We start from the raw sequence: 25,060 nt of genomic DNA, 5'->3' as shown, positions 1-25,060 counted from the left end.
TCGCTGTCAACATTAAAAATACTTCTTAAAACTGTAAATTTGTAATCTAAATACAGATTAATTTGCACTATGCATTATAAAGAAATCACAAGTACCCAAAATCAACTAGTAAAGCAAATTCTTGTTTTAAAGGAAAAGTCTAAAGAACGTAGAAAAACAGGTCGTTTTGTGATTGAAGGTCAGCGTGAATTACAATTAGCATTACAAGCAAATTACACAATACAGACCTTATTATTTTATCCTGAATTAGTTTCTGAAAGCGACTTGGATAAACTCATTCCGTCTCAAATTGAACGCATTATAATTTCTAAAGAGGTATTTCAAAAATTAGCGTATCGTCATACTACTGAAGGCATTATTGCAATAGCAGAAACAAAGCCGCACCATCTTGATGGTTTAACATTTCAGAATAAAACTCCATTAGTACTCATTGCTGAAGCGCCTGAAAAGCCAGGAAATATTGGAGCTATTTTACGAACTGCAGATGCTGCAAATGTCGATGCCGTTATTATTGCAAACCCAAAAAGTGATTTATACAATCCAAATATTATACGATCAAGTGTAGGCTGTGTATTTACCAATCAAATAGCTGTGGGTAACACCTCAGAGATTATCACATTTTTAAAGCATCACCAAATTGCTATTTTTTGTGCAGCTTTACAAGCTTCAGTTAACTATGATACACAAGATTTTACAGCAGCATCAGCTATCGTAGTCGGCACAGAAGCTACAGGATTAAGTGATGAATGGCTGGCGCATGCTAGACAAAATATAATCATTCCGATGCAAGGCGAGATTGACAGTATGAATGTTTCAGTTGCGGCTGGAATTTTAATTTTTGAAGCCAAACGTCAACGCGGTTTTTTATAATTGCCAAGCGATTTTATTTAGTTTAAATTTGTCTGAATAAAAGTAATATATTTTAAATTTTATATGACTGCAAGTCTTCTATTTTACATCATTATAGCCATTATTTGTATCAATTTTATAATAGATAAGGTTTTAGATTATCTCAACGCTAAGCATTATAACGACCCTATCCCTAAAGAATTAAGTGATGTTTATGATGAAGATGAGTATAAAAAATCACAAGCATACAAGAAAACAAATTATAAATTCGGAATTTGGAGTTCACTATTTTCATTACTACTTACCCTTGGTTTTCTTGGGTTAGATGGTTTTGAATATGTCGATAATATTGCTAGAAGTTATAGCAGCAATCCCATTGGTATTGCCTTGATATTCTTCGGAATTATTATGCTTGGAAGTGATATCATATCAACCCCTTTTAGTTACTATAAAACTTTTGTAATTGAAGAGCAATTCGGATTTAATAAAACCACAAAGCAAACATTTATCTTAGATAAAATAAAAGGACTACTTATGATGGCTATCATAGGTGGAGGGATTCTTGCGCTTATCATTTGGTTTTATCAACATACACAAGATTTATTTTGGCTGTATGCTTGGGGTATTGTAACTGTTTTTACAGTGTTTATGAATATGTTCTATTCTAAACTCATTGTCCCGTTATTTAATAAACAAACGCCTTTAGAAGAAGGACGTTTACGCGATAAGATTTCAGACTATGCCAAGTCCGTTGGATTTAATTTAAATAAAATTTTTATTATCGATGGTTCTAAGCGAAGTACTAAAGCTAACGCCTATTTTTCGGGTTTTGGTAGCGAGAAACGAGTCACACTTTATGATACGTTAGTAAATGAACTAGAAGAAGACGAAATTGTAGCAGTACTTGCTCACGAAGTAGGTCATTACAAAAAGAAACACATTATTTTTAACCTAATGACCTCTATTCTACTTACAGGATTAACGCTTTACATTTTATCCATTTTTATTTCTAATCCGCTATTGTCTAATGCACTCGGTGTTGACATCGCTAGCTTTCATGTAGGCTTAATCGCATTTGGTTTACTCTACTCGCCTATTTCTGAAATCACAGGATTAATCATGAATCATTTGTCACGTAAATTTGAATACCAAGCCGATGATTATGCCAAACACACTTATAAACCTGAACCTCTTATATCGTCACTTAAAAAACTATCTAAAAACAGTTTGAGTAATTTAACACCTCATCCGTCGTATGTATTTGCTCACTATTCACATCCTACGCTATTAGAACGTGTTAAGAATTTAAAACAATAAACTTTAAGCATAAAAATTAATATCAGATGAAAATAAGCCTCGTTTTACTTTTATGTATGTCTCTCAGTATCTATGCTCAAGATATCCCTGATGGAACTACATACATCAAAACAATACAATCTACAGTATATAAAAAGAAAGATACCTTAAACCATAGAACGTTAAAAACATATTATGATATCGACTGGAATGTTTTAACCAACTCAAATAATTTATCTGCGGCTCTTGATAAAGGTTCTGAAACTGTAACTATAATGGATACCGACAAAAAATTTGTATCGGCAATTATAACATCAAAAAAGGATACTTTAGATTATATAGTCTACTTATATGATGACGCTGGAAATCGTACAAATTATTATCAAATACGAAAAGGTGATACTTTGAATGATCAAAAAAGAACCTATGATAAAAACGGAAACAATCTGGAGTTATTCAATAAAAAAAACGGCAAGTACTACTTAAGTTTTGAAGCAGAATATAATGATGACAATAAAGTTATCCATAGAAACTGGTACAATACAAATAAAGCATTGGTAAAAATTGAACAGTTTGAATATATCAACGACGGAAAAACAAAATTATATTATAAGACAGATAAAAAAGGGAAGCTGAATTTAGTTACAGAAACTACTGAAATAGATCCAGAAACCTTAAAAAAAACATACCACATACCTGCTAGCGGTATCAATTACGGAATTAAGCTAGAACATAAAAAAGGCTATTATTCAATCACTAAAACTGATGAAAAAGAGCGTTTTAAAAGCTTGGAGATTTTTGACAAAAAAGGAAGATTAACAACATCTGTATACGTGACTTATGAAACATTATAATCTAACAAAACCTATTGCCATGACTTTAAAACATAGTTATATATTATTAGTATTTTCATTTATTATTCTGGCTTGTAAAAACCCAGATCCCAATAAACAAATCGACGAAGGTAAAATAGAAAATAACACCTATGTAAGTCAGGAAGTTGGCTGGAGAATGGAAATTCCTGAAGGTTGGGATATCGTCACACTAGAAGAAACTAATGCTTCCAATGAAGTTGGTTTTGATGTGATTGAAGATATGGTAGATGGCGAAATTGATTTGTCTGAGTTTAAAAATTTATTGAGCTTTAAAAAAAACCAGTTCAATTTATTTTCTTCTAGTTCAGAACGTTTTATAGAAACCTATGAAAACGAATGGGAAGAGAACAATATCGCCTTAAAAGAATTGATTTCTGATGCATATACTGGTCAAGGTATCAAATCGACATCTACAGATATTATGACCGAAACCATTGACGGCATCAAATTCTCAGTTTATGAATTTTCAATTTATGGTCCAGACAATAATATCATCTTAAACCAATTGGCTTATTCTGCATTGATAAATGGCTATGACTTTGCAGCAAATATTAATTATAATAATGAAGACGATAAAAATGAAATGCTCAATGCGTTTAAAAATTCGACATTTAAAAAGCCTAAATCTAAAGGTTAAGCGTCTTTAAAACTATTATGCAACAGATAAATATTCATTACAATAGCTAACTTTTTTACAATAACGAGTGTAATCTAACAAAACCTTAAAAACTCATTGCACATTAAATTTCTTATTCATACTTTAGTTCTATGACTGAAGAAGCTATAGAAAAAGAAAATGCCGAGATTGCAAAAGCCTACAAAGAGCTTCTTAAAGTAAGCTATAGAACACTTACAAAAGAAGACAAAACACTCATACGTCAAGCTTTTGAAGTTGCATTAGATGCACACAAAGATCAACGCAGAAAATCTGGAGAAGCCTATATTTTCCATCCTATTGCTGTGGCAAAAATTGTCGCCAGTGAAATAGGATTAGATGCAACGAGTATAGCCGCTGCATTACTTCATGATGTCGTTGAAGATAATGAAGATTATACTAAAGACGATATCGAACGCCTTTTTGGAGAAACTGTGGCACGAATCGTTGACGGACTTACTAAAATATCGTCCCTGAGTAAAGAAACGGATGTATCGACTCAGGCTGAGAATTTCCGAAAAATGCTGTTAACGCTTAATGATGATGTTAGAGTTATTATCATTAAAATTGCAGACAGACTTCACAATATGCAAACGATGGATTCGATGCGTCCTGATAAACAGGAAAAAATCGCCTCCGAAACCTTATATATTTATGCGCCTTTAGCTCACAGAATAGGTTTATACAACATCAAAACTGAACTTGAGGATTTAGGCTTAAAATATACCGAACCTGAGGTGTATAATGATATTCTTGAAAAGCAAAAAGAAAGCAAAGCCGAACAAGATGATTACATCAAAGCTTTCTCTAAAGTTATCGTAGATTCACTAGATAAAGAAGGGTTAAATTACGAAATTAAAGGCCGCCCAAAATCGATCTATTCGATTAGAAAGAAGATTGTCAAACAAGGCGTCGATTTTGATGAAGTCTATGATAAATTTGCTGTTCGAATTATTTATAAATCGGATTTAAAAAATGAAAAATTCTTAGCCTGGAAAATTTATTCAATAGTAACTGATCACTTTATACCTAACCCAACACGACTTCGGGATTGGATTTCATCACCTAAATCAACAGGATATGAAGCCTTACATATTACAGTAATGGGACCAAAAAACAGATGGGTTGAAGTTCAGGTGCGAAGTGAACGTATGAATGAGATTGCTGAAAAAGGTTATGCAGCACATTATAAATACAAACAAGGCAACAATAATGAAGATGCTTTGGATTCTTGGATTAACAAATTGCAAGAGGCTTTAGAAAGCAACGAGACTAATGCTGTTGATTTTGTAGAACAGTTTAAACTCAACCTCTACTCTAAAGAAATCTTTGTCTTTTCGCCTAAAGGTGATTTGAAATCATTACCAAAAGGTGCAACCCCTTTAGACTTTGCCTTTAGCGTACATACTGAAGTTGGTATGAAAACTAAAGGTGCCAAGGTTAACGGACGATTAGTACCATTAAGTCATGAACTTAATAGTGGTGATCAGGTAGAAATATTAACTTCAGACACAATAAAACCTAATCGTAATTGGCTCGACTATGCCACAACTGCCAGAGCGCGTAGTAAAATAAAATCATCACTAAAAGCTGAGAAAAAAGATGTGGCTGAAGATGGTAAGGAAATACTCAGAAGAAAGCTCAAGCAGTTAAAAATTAATCTGGATGAGAAATCGGTGAACGAAATGGTCAATCATTTCAAACTTAAAACCAGTTTAGATTTATTTTATCGTGTCGGCATTGGTACAATTGACAACAAGATGCTTAAAGACTATGCGTCTTCGCGAAGTAATATGTTTATGAGTTATATCAAAAATAAAATTCGTAAACCAACAGTCGCTCCCGATTTAGATAAAGATGAGATTACTTCAAAATACGACCAGCTTGTATTTGGTAAAGAAGAAGAAAAATTAGATTATAAGTTATCAACCTGTTGTAATCCGATTCCTGGTGATCCAGTGTTTGGCTTTTTAACCATAAATGATGGCATTAAAGTTCATAAAAAAAATTGCCCGAATGCATTGAGTTTACATTCTAATTATGCTTACCGAATCATGCAAGCCAAGTGGATTGATTCTACACAACAAGAGTTTGCTACCCAAATAAAACTATCTGGAATTGATAATTTAGGATTGGTAAATAATATTACTCAGGTTATTTCTTCTAATATGCATGTGAATATGAAAAGTATCAGTTTTGAAACTGATGATGGTGTTTTTAGTGGTAAAATCAATGTGGTTGTCACCAATAATACCATGCTAAAAAAACTTATCGACAATCTTAAAAAAATTAATGGAATAGATAAGGTGACTAGAGTATAAAATTTATGTAAATTTGTGCTTTGAATATGAGTTCACATGAGTGAAAAAACAAAACAGACTAACCAAGATATTGTAAAAAACGTTTTTACAAAGTTTTTAGAAGAGAAAGGTCATCGAAAGACACCTGAACGTTATGCAATTCTTCAAGAAATTTACGATAGCGAAGAGCACTTTGATATTGAGTCTTTATATATCAAAATGAAAAATAAAAACTATCGTGTTAGTCGTGCTACACTTTACAATACGATTGAAATATTAATGGAATGTGCATTGGTACGAAAACACCAATTTGGTCAAAATCAAGCGCATTACGAAAAATCATATTTCGATAAACAGCATGATCATGTTATCATGACTGATACTGGTGAGGTTATCGAATTTTGTGATCCACGAATTCAATCCATAAAAAAAACGATTGAGGACGTGTTTGACATTTCAATTTCTAACCACTCACTATACTTTTACGCAACAAAAAACAAACCAACTAATTAATTACATACAATGGCAGTAGATTTACTACTAGGACTACAATGGGGCGACGAAGGCAAAGGAAAAATTGTTGATGTACTCACCTCCAAATACAACATTATTGCACGATTTCAAGGTGGACCAAATGCTGGACACACCTTAGAATTTGATGGTATAAAACACGTATTGAGAACCATTCCTTCTGGAATTTTTCACAAAGATTCTATCAATGTTATAGGAAATGGTGTTGTCATTGATCCTGTTGTCTTTGTACAGGAATTAGACGGTTTAGATCAATTTGATTTAGATTATAAATCAAAACTTATCATTTCCAGAAAAGCTCATGTCATTCTTCCAACGCATCGTTTACTTGACGCCGCTTCTGAAACATCTAAAGGTAAAGCAAAAATAGGTTCTACCTTAAAAGGAATTGGTCCTACATATATGGATAAAACGGGTCGTAATGGAATTCGTATTGGTGATTTAGAATTAGACAACTGGAAAGAAAAGTATAGAGCTCTGGCCAATAAGCATGAAGCCATGATTGGATTTTACAATGTAGATATCCAATACGATTTAAAAGAAATGGAAGATGAATTCTTTTCAGCAGTTGAACGTTTAAAAGAATTACAGTTTATTGATAGTGAAGAGTATCTTAATCAAGCCTTAAAAAACGGAAAACCTATCTTAGCTGAAGGTGCTCAAGGATCTTTATTAGATATTGATTTTGGAACTTACCCTTTTGTAACATCATCTAACACAACAGCTTCTGGTGCTTGTACAGGATTAGGTGTCGCTCCAAATAACATTGGTGAAGTTTTTGGTATTTTCAAAGCTTATACAACTCGTGTCGGTTCTGGACCTTTTCCTACCGAATTATTTGACGAAGTTGGATCAGACATGGCGCGTATTGGGCACGAATTTGGTGCTGTTACTGGTCGACCAAGACGTTGTGGCTGGCTGGATTTAGTTGCACTTAAATATGCTTGTCAAGTTAATGGTGTTACCCAATTAAGTATGATGAAAGGCGATGTGCTTTCTGGTTTTAAAACCTTAAAAGTATGTACCGCTTACAAGTATAAAGGTGAAACTATTACACATTTACCCTTCAATATTGAAGCTGAAAATGTGACTCCTATTTATACAGAGTTTAAAGGCTGGAAAGACGATTTAACTAAAATGCGTGATGTATCTGAGTTTCCTGCAGAATTAAATGATTATATCGATTTCCTTGAAAAGGAACTGGAAATTCCTATCACAATTGTATCTGTAGGTCCTGATCGAACGCAAACCATTAACAGATAATATAATAATAGCATTTTGAAGTCAATTCAGAATCTATTAAAAATCTGTTAAGGCATACTTTTCCGAAGAGATAATAGTTATTTTTGGAGCAAAACATAAAACCTTGAATCTAAGTTTTAGATATATTCTTATTATTGCCTGTTGTTTCTCAACGCTACTCTCCTATTCGCAAAAACCGAAACGTATATACATTGAATATTCTGGGTTTACTGTAAAAGATAGTCTTAAAGGCGAAAACGTGACCACTTTTGTTCGAAGTGACCAAGGTCAGATTCATATTGTACATGAAGGTGTTGATATGTGGTGTGACAAAGCTTTATATTATCAGGATCAGGATTTTATTGAAGCATTTAGTAATGTCGTTGTAAAGCAAGGTGATACTATTAACATGACTTCAAAATATGTTGAATATAGTGGTATTACTCAACTGGCTTTTGCTGCTGGAGATGTGGTTTTAACCGAACCACAATCGGTTTTAACTACAGACACACTCTATTTTGACCGTACCAAACAACAAGCCTATTATAAAAGTAAAGGTCAAGTTGTGAGAGACTCTTCTGGAACTATTACAAGTCAAGTTGGTCGTTATTATATGGATGATAGCAAATACCGCTTTCTAAAAGATGTCGTTTTAGTCAATCCAGAGTATACCTTAAAAACCAATCAGCTCGATTTTTATTCTGAAACGGGTCATTCTTATATGTATGGTCCTTCAACAATAGTTGGTGACTCTAGTAAAATTTATTGTGAACGCGGATTTTATGATACGAATAATGATACAGGCTACTTTATAAAAAACTCAAAAATAGATTATAATAACCGGGAAGTTATTGGCGATAGCCTGTATTTTGATAGAAACAGGAGTTTTGCTTCAGCAAGCAACAATATCAAAGTCACTGACACTATTAATAAAAGTGTCATTAAAGGTCATTATGCCGAAGTTTTTAGAGCAAAAGATTCTGTGTTTATTACCAAACGAGCTTTAGCAATTTCTGTACAAGAACAAGATTCATTGTACATTCATGCCGACACACTGATGGTTACCGGAAAACCTGAACATCGTATCACTAGAGCGTATTATAATGCAAAAATGTATAAAAGTGATATGAGTGGTAAAGCCGATTCGATTCATGCCGATCACAAATCTGGTTTAACACAGCTAATCAATTTAAAACGCTTTAATACTGGTGATGCTTTTTCTGTAAAGCGTAAACCTGTTATCTGGAATTTAGGAAATCAAATGACTGGAGATTCCATCCATTTAATTTCTGATGTTGAAAAAGAAGAATTAGATTCTCTAAAAGTATTTGACAATGCGTTTTTAATCAGTAAAGACACTCTTGGAGATGGTTTCAACCAAATAAAAGGTCAGCGTCTCATCGGTTTGTTTGAAAATAACGAACTATATAACGTAGATATCATTAAAAATGCTGAAATCATCTTTTATTCAAGGGATGATAAAGACACCTTAATTGGGATTAATAAATCCAAATCTGGAAGTATTAACCTTCAGTTTGATGGTCCGTATAAAATTATCACCTTACTCAATCAGGTTGATGGTGATATTTATCCCGAATCACAATTTCCGAAGAATGCGCGTCAGTTTAGAGGTTTTGATTGGCGTGGTGAAGAACAACCTAAAAGCGTTGAAGATTTATTTAGTGATGATCCTCCTTTAAATCTTCCGGTAATTAAAGGACTCGATCCTTTTGTTCCTGAACAAGAATTTTTTGATGAAGCGCTAATGAATCGCATCGATGACGCCGAAACCAAAGGTCAAAGCAAAGAAAATAAAGCTGCGCGACAAATTCCTAAGAAAAAAGAGAATACTTCAGGTGTAAAACCAACGATTAGTAGTCAACCCTCATCGAAAGCTTCCATAAAGAAAAAGCAAAATTGATGAAGGCCGATTTCTTTAAATATCAGGCGCAAACGACACCACATCCTTTAGCAATGACGATTTCACACGCCGAAGGATCTTATATTTATGATACTAATAATAAAGCGTATCTCGATTTTGTTGCTGGTGTTTCCGCTTGCGGCTTAGGTCATAGACATCCAAAAATACTTAATGCCGTCAAAAATCAACTGGACCGTTATTTACATGTGATGGTTTATGGCGAATACATACAAGAACCTGCGGTAGAGCTTGCAAAATTACTAGCCTCTCACCTTCCAAAACATTTAGAAAAAACATACCTTACAAATTCAGGTACCGAAGCTATTGAAGGCGCTTTAAAATTGGCGAGACGCGTTACAGGTCGGAGTCAAATCGTAGCTGCAAATCACGCTTATCACGGAAATACAATGGGTGCCATGAGTGTTATGGGATATGAAGATCGCAAACGTGTATTTAGACCCTTGATTCCTGATGTGGCATTTATTGATTTTAATCATTTTGATGATTTAAAGACCATAACCACAAAAACGGCAGCTGTTATTTTAGAAACTATTCAAGGTGGAGCTGGTTTTATTGAACCAAAAGAAGGCTATTTAGAATCTGTTCGTAAGCGCTGTACCGAAGTTGGTGCGCTCCTTATTCTGGATGAAATTCAACCTGGCTTTGGTCGTACAGGCAAATTATTTGGATTTGAGCATTATAATTGTGAACCTGATATTCTAGTGACTGGCAAAGGTTTAGGTGGCGGAATGCCGATAGGAGCCTTTACATCGTCTGCGCATTATATGGATCAGCTTCAAGACCAACCAAAACTCGGACATATAACTACGTTTGGAGGTCATCCGGTTATTGCTGCTGCTGCGCTTGCTACAGTAAAAGAAATCACCGAAAGTCAACTCATGACACAGGTCATCGAAAAAGAACAACTCATTAGAAAACATTTGCAACATCCGTTGATAACTGAAATACGTGGAAGAGGTTTAATGTTAGCTGCTTTTACAAATTCTCCAGACCTTACAAATGAGGTTATTTTAACATGCCAGGATGAAGGTTTAATTTTATTTTGGCTTCTTTTTGAACCACGTGCTATCCGAATTACGCCGCCTTTAACCATCTCAAATGAAGAAATTATTAAGGGTTGTCAGATTATAACACGAGTTTTAGATTCTGTTTCGGCATAGTTTATGCATTCACAATCATCAATTAAGTGTTTGATTTACAATTAGTAAAACTAAACCACCTTAATATTCACTCCAACTGTTAATTATTTTGTTGAAAACATTAAACCAATACATCAAAATTTTTAGTCGATAAGAGTACTTTTAATAAACAAACAACGCTACTTGCTTATGGAGTTTGGTCTACCCGAAGACAACAACAAAATATCGCTTACAAGATTTGAATCTATGCTCAAAACCAATAGTGTTTTGTTTTTTGATTCTAATGAATTTGAGAATATCATCCATCATTATCTTGAATCTGGCAAAATTGCCTTAGCTAAAAAAGCTGTAAAACTTGGTCTTGAACAGCATCCTAGTTCAATTAACCTTAAGTTATTTCAAACTGAATTATACGTTATGGAAAACAAGTTTGATGAAGCTGATATGTTGTTAAATGAACTTCACATTTTAGAACCTTCAAACGAAGAAATTTATATTCAGAAAGCAAATGTATTATCTAAACAAGATATGCATGAAAAGGCTGTCAATACATTATTAATTGCCTTAGATCTTGCTCAAGAAGATGAAGGCATTGGTGATTTATACGCCTTAATTGGCATGGAATATCTGTTTTTAGATCAGTTCGATAATGCAAGAACGTATTTTAAAAAGTGCTTAGATATAGATAAAGAAGACTATTCTGCCCTTTATAACATCATTTACTGTTATGATTTTTTAGATGAAAATGAAGATGCCATAACATTTTTAAACGCTTATATTGATACGAATCCGTATTGTGAAGTCGCTTGGCATCAGTTAGGTCGTCAATATTATACTGTTAAAGATTACGATAAAGCACTTACTGCTTTCGATTTTGCTATCATTTCAGATGATAGTTTTGTTGGTGCATATCTTGAAAAAGGCAAAGTTTTAGAAAAGAAAAAGCGCTTTCACGAAGCTATCGATAATTATAAAATAACATTGGCATTAGACGAACCTACATCGTTCGCTTTATTACGAATTGGTTATTGCTATGAAAAATTAGGTGAAGATGATTTGGCCGTTCAGTATTTTTACAAAACCGTACATGAAGATCCGTTATTAGATAAAGGATGGATTGCTATCACTAAATTCTACAATAAAAAACACAACTATCAAAAAGCTTTATTTTATATCAATAAAGCGATTAATATTGATGCTGAAAATGTGATTTATTGGAAACTCTATGCGCAAATCAACTTACGCCTTAATTTTTTAGAAGAAGCTGAGCGCGGCTTCAAAAAAACACTGGATTTAGGAAATTACGAATTGCAAACATGGTTATCCAGATCGGATGTACTCATCGCTTTAGGCGAATATGAAGCTTCTATTCACAATTTGATTCAAGCTGTCGAATTTTATCCTGAAACAGCCGAAATTGAATTCCGTTTAGCAGGATTGCACTTTACACTTCACGAAACTAATAAAGGACAATACCATCTCAAAAACGCACTCATACTCAATCATGAATATGAATTTATCATTGAAGAGTTATTTCCTAATGTACTAAAAAAACCATCTGTACAGCAAATGATTTCTCAAGCAAGAAAATAAGAAGTTAGCATCATTTTATTTTAACGAAAAATCATTCTTTTCTAGTAAGAAAATACTCGTGTTTCTTTTATACCTTTACGATTCTATTTGAAATTCAAAAATGCAAAGACAATTTAAAGACTATATCATTCTATTGCTTAAAGGTGTTGCCATGGGAGCAGCCGATGCAGTACCTGGAGTTTCTGGTGGTACTATAGCACTTATCTCAGGTATTTATGAAGAATTAATTACCACCATAGGTAATGTTAACTTATCCCTATTTAAAACATTACGTAAAGAAGGTTTTAAAGCATTTTGGAATCAGCTTAACGGAAATTTTTTACTAGCCTTGCTTTCAGGTATTGGGATAAGTTTTATACTGTTTATGCGAATAGCGAAGTACTTACTTGAACAGCATCCCATATTGATTTGGTCGTTTTTTTTCGGACTCATAATTGCCAGTATCTATTTTGTTGGGAAGCAAATCAAAACATGGAACATTGCCAGCATCATTTCAGTAGTTCTGGGTACAGTTATAGCATATTATATTTCAACGCTTCCATCATTAGGTGCTAATAATAGTCCGTACTTTCTTTTAATAGCTGGTGCTATCGCTATTTGCGCGATGATTTTACCTGGGATTTCCGGATCGTTCATTCTCGTGATACTAGGCGCTTATAAAACGCTAAGTGATGCACTTCATGATTTTGATGTGAAAAAAATAGCAATTTTTATGACAGGTGCTGTTATCGGTTTACTAAGCTTTAGTCGTATATTAAAATGGCTCTTTAAAAACTATTACAATACCACTTTAGCCTTACTTACTGGTTTTATTATTGGCTCCTTAAATAAAGTGTGGCCTTGGAAAAAAACCATTTCTGTGTTGGATAGTAATTCGGGTGATATTGTAGATTTTATAAGTATATCAGATCTTGGTAATCTATCCATATACCAAAAAGGAATTAACGATTTTGAAACTTACAAAACAGTTGTTGAAAAAAGTATCTGGCCTTCAGCTTATAGCGGTGATTCACAAACTTGGGCAGCTATAGCCTTAATGATATTTGGCTTTTTAACTATTTTTATTCTTGAAAAAATAGGTAACAAACACTAATATGCAAAGCACCAGAACTCTTAAAGATCGTATTTTTCTGGTTATCAAAGGACTTGCTATGGGAGCAGCAAACAAGGTTCCCGGAGTTTCAGGAGGTGTGGTTGCATTTGTTGCAGGATTTTATGAAGAATTTATTTACTCTTTACAACGAGTCAATAAAACAGCTTTCAAGTTATTATTTAACGGACGATTTAAGAGCTTCTATCGTTACATCAATGGAAAATTCCTAAGTCTATTGTTTTTAGGAATGATTGTTAGTTATTTCAGTGTTTCAAAAATTCTAGATTATTTTATTGCAAATTATGAACTCTATGTCTGGAGTTTATTCTTCGGAATGATTATCGGCTCTATTTACTACATCAATAAAGATTTTAAGGATTGGAATTATAAAAGCATACTTGCGCTAGTAATAGGAGTTTCTTTAGGGATTGCCATCAGCTTTCTGGATCCTGCAAAGGAAAATGACAACCTGATTTTTGTATTTTTCTGCGGAATTATTAGTGTGTCCGGAATGACGCTCCCAGGATTTTCTGGTTCATTCATACTAATTTTATTAGGAAACTATGTATTGCTATTAGTCGATTCTGTTAATGCCTTGTATGATACATTTGCAGAAATTTTTACAGGCGATTATAGTGTTATTCATAACGAAGTTCGTCTGAGATTGTTAAAGGTTTTAGCAATGTTCACTCTTGGTTCTGTAGCAGGTTTAGTCACATTTTCGCATCTCCTTAACTATGTATTAAAACATTATAAAAGTATTACGACAGCATCTATTATAGGGTTTATCATTGGGTCACTAGGTGTTGTTTGGCCCTGGAAACAAACCATTTATAAGTTACAGGATGATGGCAGTTTTATATTAGACTCCAGAGGCGAAAGAATTATTGCAAACTACAAACGCTTTTTACCAGAATTACAATCAGAAACATATATTGCCATAGGTTACATTATTATAGGAATAGTAATTGTACTTGCTTTAGAATGGTATGGCCAACGCACAAATAAAATCTCATGATTAGATTAGGATTAATAGGAAAAAATATATCATACTCCTTTTCAAAAGAGTATTTCGCAAAAAAATTTAAATCGGAAAAACGCCCTTTTACCTATGAAAATTTTGATATGCAAGACATCTCAGAATTTAAACCATTAGTAGAACACAATATTGATATTATTGGTTTTAATGTCACTATTCCATACAAAGAAGCCATCATTCCCTATTTAGACAAACTTGATAAAAAAGCAAAAAAAATAGGTGCAGTTAATACCATTACTGTGTCTTTCGGCGGAAAATTAAAAGGTTATAACACCGATTGCTACGGATTTAAAAAATCGATAAAACCTTATCTAAAAAAACATCATAACAAAGCGTTGATACTAGGTACTGGAGGCGCTTCAAAAGCTATTGCATATACACTTAAAAAATTAAAAATTGAGTTTGACTATGTGTCGAGGTCTAACAAACCAGGCGTCAAATTCACTTATGACACACTCACTCCAGATATAATTGCCGATTATAAAGTCATCATCAATTGTACACCGCAAGGCACGTATCCTCATGTTGACGAATGTCCAGACATCCCTTACAATGGCATCACCAATAAACATCTCCTCTTCGACTTAATTTATAATCCTGAAGAAACCAAATTCTTAAAAACCGGTCGACTTAATGGTGCTCAAACTATAAATGGGTATCAAATGTTAGTCTTTCAAGCCGAAAAAGCATGGCGTATATGGAACACTCTTTTTTAACACTAAATCTACATTAGAACTAGTATAATTAGTGCTTCTTTTTTGTAAATCAGTCGCTTGTTAGTATATTAGCCTTCTAACAACAAAACATTGAAAAATGTCTGAGAATGATAACCTGCAGGATGCAGACGGAAATACAAAATTAAAAACAACAGATTTGCCTCAACCCAATGACGATGGAAATACCGCTAGTGAGCCTATTTCCGAAGTAGAAAATGATACTACAGCAACCCATTCTGATGGACCTGAAGAATCAGCAAAACCTACTGAAGAAACCATTGAGACAAAAGATGAAGTTAAAACTTCAACTGAGGATAGTTCAGAAACTACAAATGAAACAACTCCCGATACTTCTGAAACTCCAATAAAAGCTGATGCTCACGTTGAAGAAATTGATGAGGCTAACGCCGAAGATGCCGAAGATGATGAAAATGCCGAGCGACATACTCTGGAATCTAAAGATTACCACGCGATGTCAATGGAGCAATTAACTATTGAATTTGAGCAGTTAATAGCGAATCATAAAATTCAAAATATAAAATCACAAGTAGACGATATCAAGTCTGAGTTTAACTCGAAATTTGATGCCTTACTTGATGAAAAAAAGGAAGAATTTTTGAGTGAAGGTGGAAATGAAATTGATTTCTACTATGCATCGCCAGTAAAAAAGCGATTCAATACTGCCTTTAAAACTTACAGAAATACATTGAACGCTTACTACAAAGAGCGTGAAAATAATTTAAAGGCTAATCTTGAAAAGCGCTTACAAATTATAGAAGAGATTAAAGGCTTAGTAAATGCTGAAGAAAATATAAATACAACTTACAAGCATTTTAAAGACTTACAAGAGCAATGGAGAAATGCTGGACCAATCCCAAGAGATCGCTATAATAATGCCTGGAATTCGTACCACCATCATGTTGAAATCTTTTATGATGTATTACATCTGAATCGCGACTTACGTGATATGGACTTCAAACACAATCTTGAGCAAAAAACTAAAATTATTGAGCGTGCTGAAGAATTAGCTAAAGACGATAATATCAATCGTTCATTCAGAGAATTACAAGTGCTTCATAAGTTGTGGAAAGAAGATTTGGGTCCTGTTGCCAGAGAACATCGTGATGAAATATGGGAGCGATTTAGTAATGCAACAAAAACCATACACGATAAGCGTCAGGATTATTATGCCGATTTAGACAAAGCACGAGAAACGAATCTGGCTAAAAAAGAAGAAATTATAGCAAATATTGAAGAGGTAGCTGCAGACACTTCTAGCTCTCATCAAGCCTGGCAAAAGAAAATCAAGCGTATTGAAGCACTAAGAGAGGCGTTCTTTAATGCTGGAAAAGTGCCTCAAAAAGTTAACGAGCAAACCTGGTCAAAATTTAAAGGTGCTGTAAGGACATTTAATAGAAATAAAAATGCCTTCTATAAAAATCTTAAAAAAGATCAATACGAAAACCTTGAGAAAAAGAAAGCTCTAATTCAAATTGCTTTAGATAATAAAGACAATGAAGACTTAGCTGCAACAACGCCTTTGATGAAGAAAATTCAAAGTGACTGGAAAAAAATTGGTCATGTTCCTAGACGCGATAGTGATAAGATCTGGAAAGAATTTAAAAATGCTTGTAATGCCTATTTCGACAGATTAAATGCTGAACGCAATGAAGCCAACAAAGAACTTATGGCTGCATATGAGCAAAAGTCAGCAATGCTCGAAGAAGTCAAAGCTCTTGAGTTAAGCGGTAAACCAGAAAAAGACATTGCTACAATTAAAGAGAAAATTGCAGCCTGGAAAACTATTGGTCATGTACCACAAAACAAGCGTTACATTGATGGGAAATTTAATAAAGCACTCGACGCTTTATTTGGTAAACTTGATATGGACAAAGCTAAATTAGAGATGCTCAAATTTGAAAATAAACTTGAAAGTTTATCTCAACCAAATGATACTAGACTCCTAGACAACGAGCAAAATTTTATCAGAAAAAAGATTACCGAAATTAAAGCAGAAATTAACCAACTAGAAAACAACATGCAGTTTTTCTCAAATGTTGATGAAAACAACCCACTAGTTAAAGATGTTATAAAAAACATTGATAAGCACAAGCAAGGCTTGACTGTTTGGGAAGAGAAACTCAGAAAAATTAAAAGCATGTATTAACACATAAATAAAAAGACCATCCCTAAAGATGGTCTTTTCTCTTTCTCATAGTAATTATTCCAATCAATTTTATCACTATACCCTATTTACGTAATTTTTACTGTTCTGGTTTTTTTAGTAGAATATTCACTAAATTTAAACATGGATACACTTATAGAAAAATTTTATACGGCCTTTAATGAATTAGATGCCGAAGCCATGATATCATGCTATCACGAGGATGTAGTTTTTGAAGATCCAGCATTTGGCATTTTAAAAGGCGAGCGGGCTTGTAATATGTGGCGAATGTTATGTGCTACCCAAAACGGTAAAGATTTTAAAGTTATTTATTCAAATGTTAATACAACTGCTAATGGAGGAAGCGCACTATGGGAAGCCTTTTATACATTTAGCAAAACCGGCCGTAAAGTCCATAATGTGATTACTGCTAATTTTAAATTTAAAGACGGAAAAATCATAAAGCACACAGATCAGTTTAACCTTCATAAATGGGCTAAACAAGCTATAGGTTTTAAGGGGTTTATAGTTGGAGGAACCCGCTATTTTAAAAACAAACTCAGGCATCAAACCAATAGCTTACTTACAACATATGAAAATCAGCAATATTCAAACAAAAAAGCTACTTGAGATGGTCTGAAGTAGCTTTTGTAATAATCAATATCTGTTTCTTTTTAGGGACCTATAGTTTACTTTATGTTTCAGTATTTGATTACACTTTAAGAATATTCAAAATCTATGCCAAAATCAGAAAAACCCAATACTACAGCTTAGAATTTAGCATATTCGAAAACATCTTTAGAAAAAAAAACAGGCTTAAAACTAATTGGTTTAGTTATCGGTTAGAAGGTAGATTTCAGGAAAATTCAGGTTTTTTACCTTCAACATCTTTATAAAAGGCTTTCATGAAAGCAAAATCGGCTTCAACATCATCGGTTGGATAAAAGGGTTCAGAAATATGATTCTGTTTGTTTTTGAAATCCAGAGTAAACATAATGATAGGTACATTTGCCGTTTTGGCTATATAATAAAATCCTGTTTTCCAGTGGTCAACTTTTTTTCGGGTACCTTCAGGAGCTAAAGTCAGTCTAAACTCCTCTTTATCTTCAAATAACTTTGCAATAGCTTCTACCTTATTTTGACCAGAAGTTCGATCTAATGCTGCACCACCAACAGCTCTAAAGTAATACCCAAAAGGCCATTTAAATAGTTCTTTTTTTGCTACAAAATTGGTTTTGACATTGACAATTTTACGAAGCAGAATACCATTGATAAAATCGTACCAGCTAGTATGAGGTGCTGCTATAATTACAGCTTTTTTAACTGTATCTTTTGAAAAATTAGTGTTTCCGGTGATTTTCCATCCCCAAATCTTAAAGTAGATTACTCGTGCTAGCCATCGCATATTACATTTTTTTATACAATGCTTTGAGTTTGTCTCTGGTAATAACTTTCTTCCAGTCTTTACCAACAGCATTTTCCCAAAGTGGTTCTAGACTAAGTGCTACATCAATCATCGTGTCAAATTCATCATCACTCAAATTGGCACAAATACCTTGAGGAATCTTAATATTATGCTTCTTACGCATAGCTTTATACATGGCTACACCTTCAGGATAATACTCTTCTAAGTGCTCGAAGACGATACAATTACCAACACCATGCTTAACACCTAAGAGATAGCCTAAACCATAACTCATTGCATGAGCAACACCAACCTGAGAATAAGCTATACTCATTCCGCCATGCCAGGATGCCATCATTAATTTATCGGCAGATTCTTCTTGAGATAAAGAATCTCCAAGAAATATTTCTTTACAGAGTTCTAATGCTTTTTCGCCATAACTCTGACTAAAAGCATTTAAAAATGTACCATTTAAAGATTCAATACAATGCACATAACAATCCATTCCTGTGTAAAACCATTGCTCTTTTGGAACATCTTTGGTCAACTCAGGGTCAAGAATAACTTGATCAAAAGGTGTATAATCACTGTTTATTCCCAGCTTTCTTTCTGGTCCGGTTAAAATAGTTGTTCGGGATACTTCTGCACCAGTACCAGATAAAGTAGGTATTCCTACATGGTATATAGCAGGATTTTTAACTAAATCCCAGCCTTGATAATTCTTTGCCTCGCCTTCATTTGTAAGCATGATTGCTACTGCTTTAGCAAGATCGAGAATTGTACCTCCTCCTATTCCGATGATACCAGAAGGTCTGTCTTTATAATTTAAAATAATTTGTTCAACCAGCTCGTCTACTTGTGACGTTTTTGGTTCGTGTTCTGCAGAAATATATAGAAGCTGATCGTCATAGGCTAAAGGAATTCTCGAAGTCATTTCAGAATTTCCCTTAAACACATCATCAACCAAAAATATGAATGGCGCTTTTCTATTTAAACGTTTAGGCGCTATAATATCGCCTAACTGATTAAAACTGCTTCGTCCAAATACAACTCTGGACACCATTGGGTAATTTTTATAACTCATTTACTTGTCTTCGTGTAACAAAAATAAAAACATAGTTGGATTTATCTTTACTTATTTAAATAATGTTGGAATTTTTCGGAAAATAATCCAACGTGATAACCATCAACCAATGCATGATTGACTTGTATTGAAACATTCATTGATAGACTATTACTGTCATTTTTAACCATTTTACTAAAGGCCAGCTTTGGCACAGACTCAAATTGTCCTGAAACCGGTTCTTTATGTCCTGAAAAATTGAACCAAGGTAAAGCCGAACAATGAATACATTCTAAATCATTTCGCAACGGAAATAAGGCTCCAGTAGTTTCAATTCTATCTTTTTCAGCATTAATATGTGCTAGAAATTCATTTAAATCATTACTAAACTCGATATAAGAAAACCCAAAAGTATTATCAGACCTCATTAATGTTGCAGAAGCATTTATAGTATCATACTTTACAACATCTTCATCAACGACTCTAAGTTTTAATTCATCTACAGCATTTATGGCTTGCATACAATCGTGTAAATACTTTCCAAAAAAAGACACATTATTATGTTTTGCAAACTGGTAAGCTTTAGTTACATCAAAAGGAATAGTGACACCAAAATAGGGGTCATTTAAAGATTTAAAATGGTTATAATGCTGCTTTCGCTTCCAGGCATTTATATTGAGTATCTCCACTAATTCAAAATTGCTTTTAAGTCTGACAAACTGGTCAATGTCTTATATTTTTTTTCTTTTATATCTTTTGTAGCCACCTGCTCGTGTAACCAAGTGGTATGAAAAGGAATATGAATCGCTTCAGCACCAATGGCTATTAATGGTAAGATATCAGATTTTAATGAGTTCCCAACCATTAAAAATTCTGATGGATTGATATCTAAATGTCCCAATAGTTTTGAATAATTAGATTCCTGTTTGTCGCTAAGTACTTCTATATGATGAAAATAAGATAATAAATTTGATTTCTCTAATTTTCGTTCCTGATCTAATAAATCTCCTTTTGTCACAACTATTAATCGGTAAGACTTAGATAATGTCATCAATGTATCTTCAACGCCATCTAACAATTCTACAGGTTTGTTTAACATGGCTTTACCAATATCTAATATTTTTGAAATCGTCTCATTTGAAATTGAATTATTAGATAATTCGAGAGCCATTTCAACCATTGAAAGTACAAAACCCTTAACACCATAGCCATAAAGAGGAAGGTTTTCTATTTCCTTTTTAAACAATTCTTGATCAATCTTATTAGCAGTCTCATAAGGCGCCATCAGTTTAGCAAATTCTAATTCTGCATCACGAAAATAGGTCTCATTAACCCACAGTGTATCGTCAGCATCAAAACCTATAACTTTTATATGTTGGTATTTAGCATTCAAATTATTTCCAAAGTTTTTTAGCACGTTCTAGATCTTCAGGAGTATCAATTTCAACACCTTCAATAGTAGTTTCAACCATTTTAATTCGTTTGCCGTATTCTAAATACCGAATGCATTCAATCTTTTCGGTAGCTTCAATAAACTGCATTGGAAGTTCATAAAAATCTAATAAGGCTTGTTTGCGAAATGCATAAATACCTTTATGCTTAAAGTATCGTGCTCCAGCTTGTTTATCACGAGGATAAGGAATTGGGCTTCTTGAAAAATAAAGCGCAAAATTTTGTTGATCCACAATGACTTTTACAGTATTTGGATTACTGATTTCATCCCAGTCATGGATTTCAACCATCAAAGATGCTAAGTCAATATTTTTTTCATGATCTTCTTTAAAAACTTCAAGTACTTTCCCAAGGCTTTCACGCTCTGTAAAAGGTTCATCACCCTGAACATTAACTACAATATCGACGTCTAAGTCTGCAACAGCTTCTGCAATACGATCGCTACCAGACTCATGTTCTTTTTTGCTCATGATTGCTTTTCCGCCATTAGAAGTGATCTCATCAAATATTACAGCACTATCAGTTACGACATACACATCATCAAAAAGCTGCGTTGCAACCGTAGCTTCATAGGTTCTTAAGATTACTGATTTTCCTGCTAGGTTTTGCATAAGCTTTCCAGGAAAACGTGAAGCACTATAACGTGCTGGAATCATTGATATTATCTTCATTTAATACAAAAGGTTGAGTCTCAAAAATAAAACTTTTAAAGGAATTTAAGTCCTACTTCTTTTAATCTTTTTATAAACTCTGTAAATAAGGAATAAAATAATTAGAACAAAAATAAATGCCAATACAGGAATGAATAAAGACATAATAGACATGATAACTGATGTGCCCGTTTCAATCGTTGAAACCACTGGATTAGCTATTCCACCTGTGGAAGTGGTTGAAGCAAGTCGAGTAGCACCAGAACTGCCTGCAATTGCAGCAGCAGTACCTCCACCAGCAATAATAGCTAAAGCCCAGGTAATTGCAGGACTCAAATCAGCTACTGTAGAAACCATAACAGCAGTTCCTGCAATAGTTGCCAAGGGAATAGCAATTGAATCTAAAAGATTATCTATATAAGGGATGTAATAGGCAAATATTTCAACTAAAGTAGCAACTCCAAGAGTGATAACAGCTGTTAAACTACCAATCCATTGCCAAGAATCATTAAGTTCCCATAAATTAAAATAAGCAGCCAAGCTTAAAGCAAACAAAGGTACAAACACCCTAAAACCGACAGATGCAGATAAACCAATGCCTAAGCAAATACTTATAAGTGTTTCAAAAGTCATCATACTAAACCATGTTTCTTTTAAGTTTTTATTTCAGTTTAACAACAGTAGAGTTATACGGTTTCAAAAAAATCATCTTTAAATCCGATAAGATATAATCTTTCTTTAGCTCTTGTTGCTGCTGTATATAACCAACGCATATAATCTTTATCAATGCCATTAGGCAAATAGGGTTGCTCTACAAAAATTGTGTTCCATTGTCCACCCTGAGATTTATGACACGTTATTGCATACGAAAACTTAACTTGCAAAGCATTGAAATGCTTATTGCCTTTTATACTCAGGAACTTTTTATAATTGGACGTTTCATCTTCATAATCCTTTTGCACCTCTTGGTATAATCGATTACTGTCCTCATAAGTTAACGAAGGGGTTTCGGCTTCAATGGTATCTAAAAGCAAAACGGTTTCAAATGGTCTCATCTTTGGATAATCGACCATTTGCACTTTCACTTCAGCAAAACGAAAATCATAAAGGGTTTGAATTGAAAAAATTTCTAGCACCTGAATGATATCACCATTAGCAATAAAACCAGCTTCAGTAGTAGGCTTGATCCAGAAGTAATTATTTTTAACGACCATTAAAAAATCACCAACAGTTAATTCATTTTCATTAAATAGAATACGATTTCTGATTTGTTGATTATATAAGTTAGCACGTTTGTTACTTCTTACTATAATAGCTGTATCCTCATGACCATGCTCACTATAAGAATCATTTATGGCATCCATAATTTCATGACCATCAATAAGACGTATGATATCGGTAAACCCATTAAGATTGAATTTAAAAGAGTCATAAAATTCATTTTCGATAACCTCTCTAATTCGCGTTGCATTACTCAAAATACCAGAATCCTGATTTTGCCTTACAACTTCATCAAGTTCTATTGACGTCACATTTTTATTATAATTTAAATCGAGTTTGTCTTGATTGAGAGCTGGAGAAAATTCAGATTTAACAGGAGGCAGTTGTGCCTTATCACCAATAAGTAATAATTTACATTTATGTCCAGAATACACAAAATGTATTAAATCATCTAACAACGATGTACTCTCAAAATTTTTAGAGTCTGCCGGAGTATCAGAAATCATTGAAGCTTCATCGACTATAAATATGGTGTTCCGATGCTTGTTGGGTTGCATCACAAATTTAACGCCTCCTCCTCTATCTTTCTTCGGAAAATAGATTTTTTTATGTATTGTAAAGGCTTCTTTTTTTGAATAATTAGAGATGACTTTTGCTGCTCTTCCTGTTGGAGCCATCAATACAGCACTTTTTTTTGTCTCCCATAAATTAGAAACCAGAGTTCCAATGATACTCGTTTTTCCTGTTCCAGCAAATCCTTTTAATAGGTATAAAGCATTTGGAGAATCGTCAAATACAAACTGTGCTAATTGTTCAATAGCAACCAGTTGCTTAGTTGTTGGAGCAAAAGGAAATTTCTTTATTAGTAATTTATAAAAATCTGAGGAGGTCATAAAAAGTGCTCAAAAAATAATTGAAAATGCAATATAACATTTAATGTGTTAAGGTTTTTATCACTTTACATCACAAATTTTGTTATAGAATATGAAAGTAATTTTATATCTTTCAACTTTCATTGTTTTTTATCTACAATATTTTAACGAATAAAAAAAAATTGTAGATTTGCGTAACTCCTTAACAAAATAAAAAAACTAACTATGTTAAAAATAATTCTTGTAGTTGTCGGCCTTATTTTACTTACCATTGGTATTGTTTGGTTAATTGATAAGTTTGTGCCTAAAAAATTAAAACCTGTACTTAATTTAGTATTATGGGCTCTAATTTTCTTTTTAGGATATATCACTTTCATGTCTGTTTATGGTGAAATCCAATTTAACAAAATTAAAGATGAGCGCTATAAAACAGTGATTACTAAATTAAAAGATATTAGAGATGCACAATTAGCACACAGAACAGTAACTAAAGAATTTGCTGGAGATTTTGATAATTTAATTAAGTTTATTGATACTGCCCAATTTACAATTACACAACGTAGAGATTCAACTATCATTGATGAAGAATTAACGCGTCGTTTTGGTGGTGTTGAAACAACTAAAGATATTATCGTTATTGACACCTTAGGTTTTGTGTCAGTAAAGGATTCTCTTTTTGGAGCAGACACACGCTACAAAACGATGATGAATCTCCCAGAAGGTGTTGGTCCTGCAGGATCAAAATTCAACCTTAAAGCTGGTAAGCTAGATGAAAGTGGTATTGCTGTTTTTGAAGCTTATGTAGATAAAGATGTTATTTTACACGATCAAGATAAAAACTTAGTGGCCAAAGAAAAAGAAGTGATGTCTGTTGATGGCGTTAACGGACCTAAGTTACAAGTTGGTTCTATGACCGAAGCAGATACAGGTGGTAACTGGCCTAAAAACTTAAGCAAAGACTAA

At 33.5% G+C, this 25,060-nt stretch carries 23 protein-coding genes; 16 read left to right on the top strand and 7 right to left on the bottom strand.

The window, feature by feature from the left end; genetic code table 11:
- Positions 1-69 precede the first annotated feature (69 nt).
- From H7350_RS06045 to H7350_RS05975, 15 genes are all read left to right on the top strand, one after another.
- The gene (locus H7350_RS06045) at positions 70-870 is read left to right on the top strand and encodes a TrmH family RNA methyltransferase (RefSeq protein ID WP_204345003.1); all 801 of its coding nucleotides are present in this window, start codon (positions 70-72) and stop codon (positions 868-870) included.
- A gap of 63 nt (positions 871-933) precedes the next feature.
- Positions 934-2,166 carry a M48 family metallopeptidase gene (locus tag H7350_RS06040; RefSeq protein ID WP_204345002.1) on the top strand — a complete coding sequence of 411 codons (1,233 nt, stop codon included), beginning with the start codon at positions 934-936 and terminating at the stop codon, positions 2,164-2,166.
- Between the two features lie 26 nt (positions 2,167-2,192).
- Positions 2,193-2,999, top strand: coding sequence for a hypothetical protein (locus H7350_RS06035; RefSeq protein ID WP_204345001.1), 807 nt, complete (start codon positions 2,193-2,195; stop codon positions 2,997-2,999).
- 19 nt (positions 3,000-3,018) lie between these two features.
- Positions 3,019-3,657, top strand: coding sequence for a hypothetical protein (locus tag H7350_RS06030; RefSeq protein WP_204345000.1), 639 nt, complete (start codon positions 3,019-3,021; stop codon positions 3,655-3,657).
- A 131-nt stretch (positions 3,658-3,788) separates the two neighbouring features.
- Positions 3,789-5,996 carry a RelA/SpoT family protein gene (locus H7350_RS06025; RefSeq protein ID WP_204344999.1) on the top strand — a complete coding sequence of 736 codons (2,208 nt, stop codon included), beginning with the start codon at positions 3,789-3,791 and terminating at the stop codon, positions 5,994-5,996.
- A 36-nt stretch (positions 5,997-6,032) separates the two neighbouring features.
- Complete coding sequence (locus tag H7350_RS06020; protein WP_204344998.1) at positions 6,033-6,488, top strand: Fur family transcriptional regulator; 456 nt, start codon at positions 6,033-6,035, stop codon at positions 6,486-6,488.
- Between the two features lie 9 nt (positions 6,489-6,497).
- Positions 6,498-7,769 carry an adenylosuccinate synthase gene (locus tag H7350_RS06015; RefSeq protein ID WP_204344997.1) on the top strand — a complete coding sequence of 424 codons (1,272 nt, stop codon included), beginning with the start codon at positions 6,498-6,500 and terminating at the stop codon, positions 7,767-7,769.
- A 103-nt stretch (positions 7,770-7,872) separates the two neighbouring features.
- Complete coding sequence (locus H7350_RS06010; RefSeq protein WP_204344996.1) at positions 7,873-9,669, top strand: OstA-like protein; 1,797 nt, start codon at positions 7,873-7,875, stop codon at positions 9,667-9,669.
- A complete protein-coding gene (locus H7350_RS06005; protein WP_204344995.1) occupies positions 9,669-10,850 on the top strand; it encodes an aspartate aminotransferase family protein in 1,182 nt (393 codons plus the stop codon). Before H7350_RS06010 ends, H7350_RS06005 begins: the two co-directional genes overlap by 1 nt.
- Before the next feature lie 168 nt (positions 10,851-11,018).
- Entirely contained in the window at positions 11,019-12,422 is a 1,404-nt protein-coding gene (locus tag H7350_RS06000) for a tetratricopeptide repeat protein (RefSeq protein ID WP_204344994.1), read from the top strand.
- A gap of 100 nt (positions 12,423-12,522) precedes the next feature.
- Positions 12,523-13,515 carry a DUF368 domain-containing protein gene (locus H7350_RS05995; RefSeq protein ID WP_204344993.1) on the top strand — a complete coding sequence of 331 codons (993 nt, stop codon included), beginning with the start codon at positions 12,523-12,525 and terminating at the stop codon, positions 13,513-13,515.
- A gap of 1 nt (position 13,516) precedes the next feature.
- The gene (locus H7350_RS05990) at positions 13,517-14,533 is read left to right on the top strand and encodes a DUF368 domain-containing protein (protein ID WP_204344992.1); all 1,017 of its coding nucleotides are present in this window, start codon (positions 13,517-13,519) and stop codon (positions 14,531-14,533) included.
- Positions 14,530-15,270 carry a shikimate dehydrogenase family protein gene (locus tag H7350_RS05985; RefSeq protein WP_204344991.1) on the top strand — a complete coding sequence of 247 codons (741 nt, stop codon included), beginning with the start codon at positions 14,530-14,532 and terminating at the stop codon, positions 15,268-15,270. Before H7350_RS05990 ends, H7350_RS05985 begins: the two co-directional genes overlap by 4 nt.
- A 97-nt stretch (positions 15,271-15,367) precedes the next feature.
- Positions 15,368-17,437: a DUF349 domain-containing protein gene (locus tag H7350_RS05980; RefSeq protein WP_204344990.1), complete on the top strand. Its 2,070-nt coding sequence runs from the start codon at positions 15,368-15,370 to the stop codon at positions 17,435-17,437.
- Positions 17,438-17,578: 141 nt separating this feature from the next.
- Positions 17,579-18,064 carry a nuclear transport factor 2 family protein gene (locus H7350_RS05975; RefSeq protein WP_204344989.1) on the top strand — a complete coding sequence of 162 codons (486 nt, stop codon included), beginning with the start codon at positions 17,579-17,581 and terminating at the stop codon, positions 18,062-18,064.
- 226 nt (positions 18,065-18,290) lie between these two features.
- Here the strand turns inward: H7350_RS05975 and H7350_RS05970 are convergent, their stop codons facing one another.
- From H7350_RS05970 to H7350_RS05940, 7 genes are read right to left on the bottom strand one after another with little or no spacing between them, the layout of a single operon-like run.
- A complete protein-coding gene (locus H7350_RS05970) occupies positions 18,291-18,839 on the bottom strand; it encodes a 1-acyl-sn-glycerol-3-phosphate acyltransferase (protein ID WP_204344988.1) in 549 nt (182 codons plus the stop codon).
- A gap of 1 nt (position 18,840) precedes the next feature.
- On the bottom strand, positions 18,841-19,923 hold the full coding sequence (locus H7350_RS05965) for an iron-containing alcohol dehydrogenase family protein (protein ID WP_235989280.1): 1,083 nt from the start codon (positions 19,921-19,923) through the stop codon (positions 18,841-18,843).
- Positions 19,924-19,970: 47 nt separating this feature from the next.
- Positions 19,971-20,591 (bottom strand): CatA-like O-acetyltransferase, encoded by a 621-nt coding sequence (locus H7350_RS05960; RefSeq protein WP_204344987.1) that lies wholly within the window; start codon positions 20,589-20,591, stop codon positions 19,971-19,973.
- Positions 20,591-21,295, bottom strand: a complete 705-nt coding sequence (locus tag H7350_RS05955; protein ID WP_204344986.1) for an HAD family hydrolase — start codon at positions 21,293-21,295, stop codon at positions 20,591-20,593. Before H7350_RS05955 ends, H7350_RS05960 begins: the two co-directional genes overlap by 1 nt.
- Position 21,296: 1 nt before the next feature.
- Positions 21,297-22,025 carry a 3-deoxy-manno-octulosonate cytidylyltransferase gene (gene kdsB / locus H7350_RS05950; protein WP_204344985.1) on the bottom strand — a complete coding sequence of 243 codons (729 nt, stop codon included), beginning with the start codon at positions 22,023-22,025 and terminating at the stop codon, positions 21,297-21,299.
- A 45-nt stretch (positions 22,026-22,070) separates the two neighbouring features.
- Positions 22,071-22,637, bottom strand: a complete 567-nt coding sequence (locus H7350_RS05945; RefSeq protein WP_204345482.1) for a DUF4126 domain-containing protein — start codon at positions 22,635-22,637, stop codon at positions 22,071-22,073.
- A 53-nt stretch (positions 22,638-22,690) separates the two neighbouring features.
- Positions 22,691-24,118 (bottom strand): ATP-dependent DNA helicase, encoded by a 1,428-nt coding sequence (locus H7350_RS05940; RefSeq protein ID WP_204344984.1) that lies wholly within the window; start codon positions 24,116-24,118, stop codon positions 22,691-22,693.
- Positions 24,119-24,322: 204 nt separating this feature from the next.
- On the opposite strand from H7350_RS05940, the gene H7350_RS05935 reads away from it, so the two are divergent.
- Positions 24,323-25,060: a hypothetical protein gene (locus H7350_RS05935; RefSeq protein WP_204344983.1), complete on the top strand. Its 738-nt coding sequence runs from the start codon at positions 24,323-24,325 to the stop codon at positions 25,058-25,060.

The organism is Psychroserpens algicola (genome assembly GCF_014526325.1).
GTDB lineage: Bacteria > Bacteroidota > Bacteroidia > Flavobacteriales > Flavobacteriaceae > Psychroserpens > Psychroserpens algicola.
This window is presented reverse-complemented; position numbering and strand designations above follow the sequence as displayed.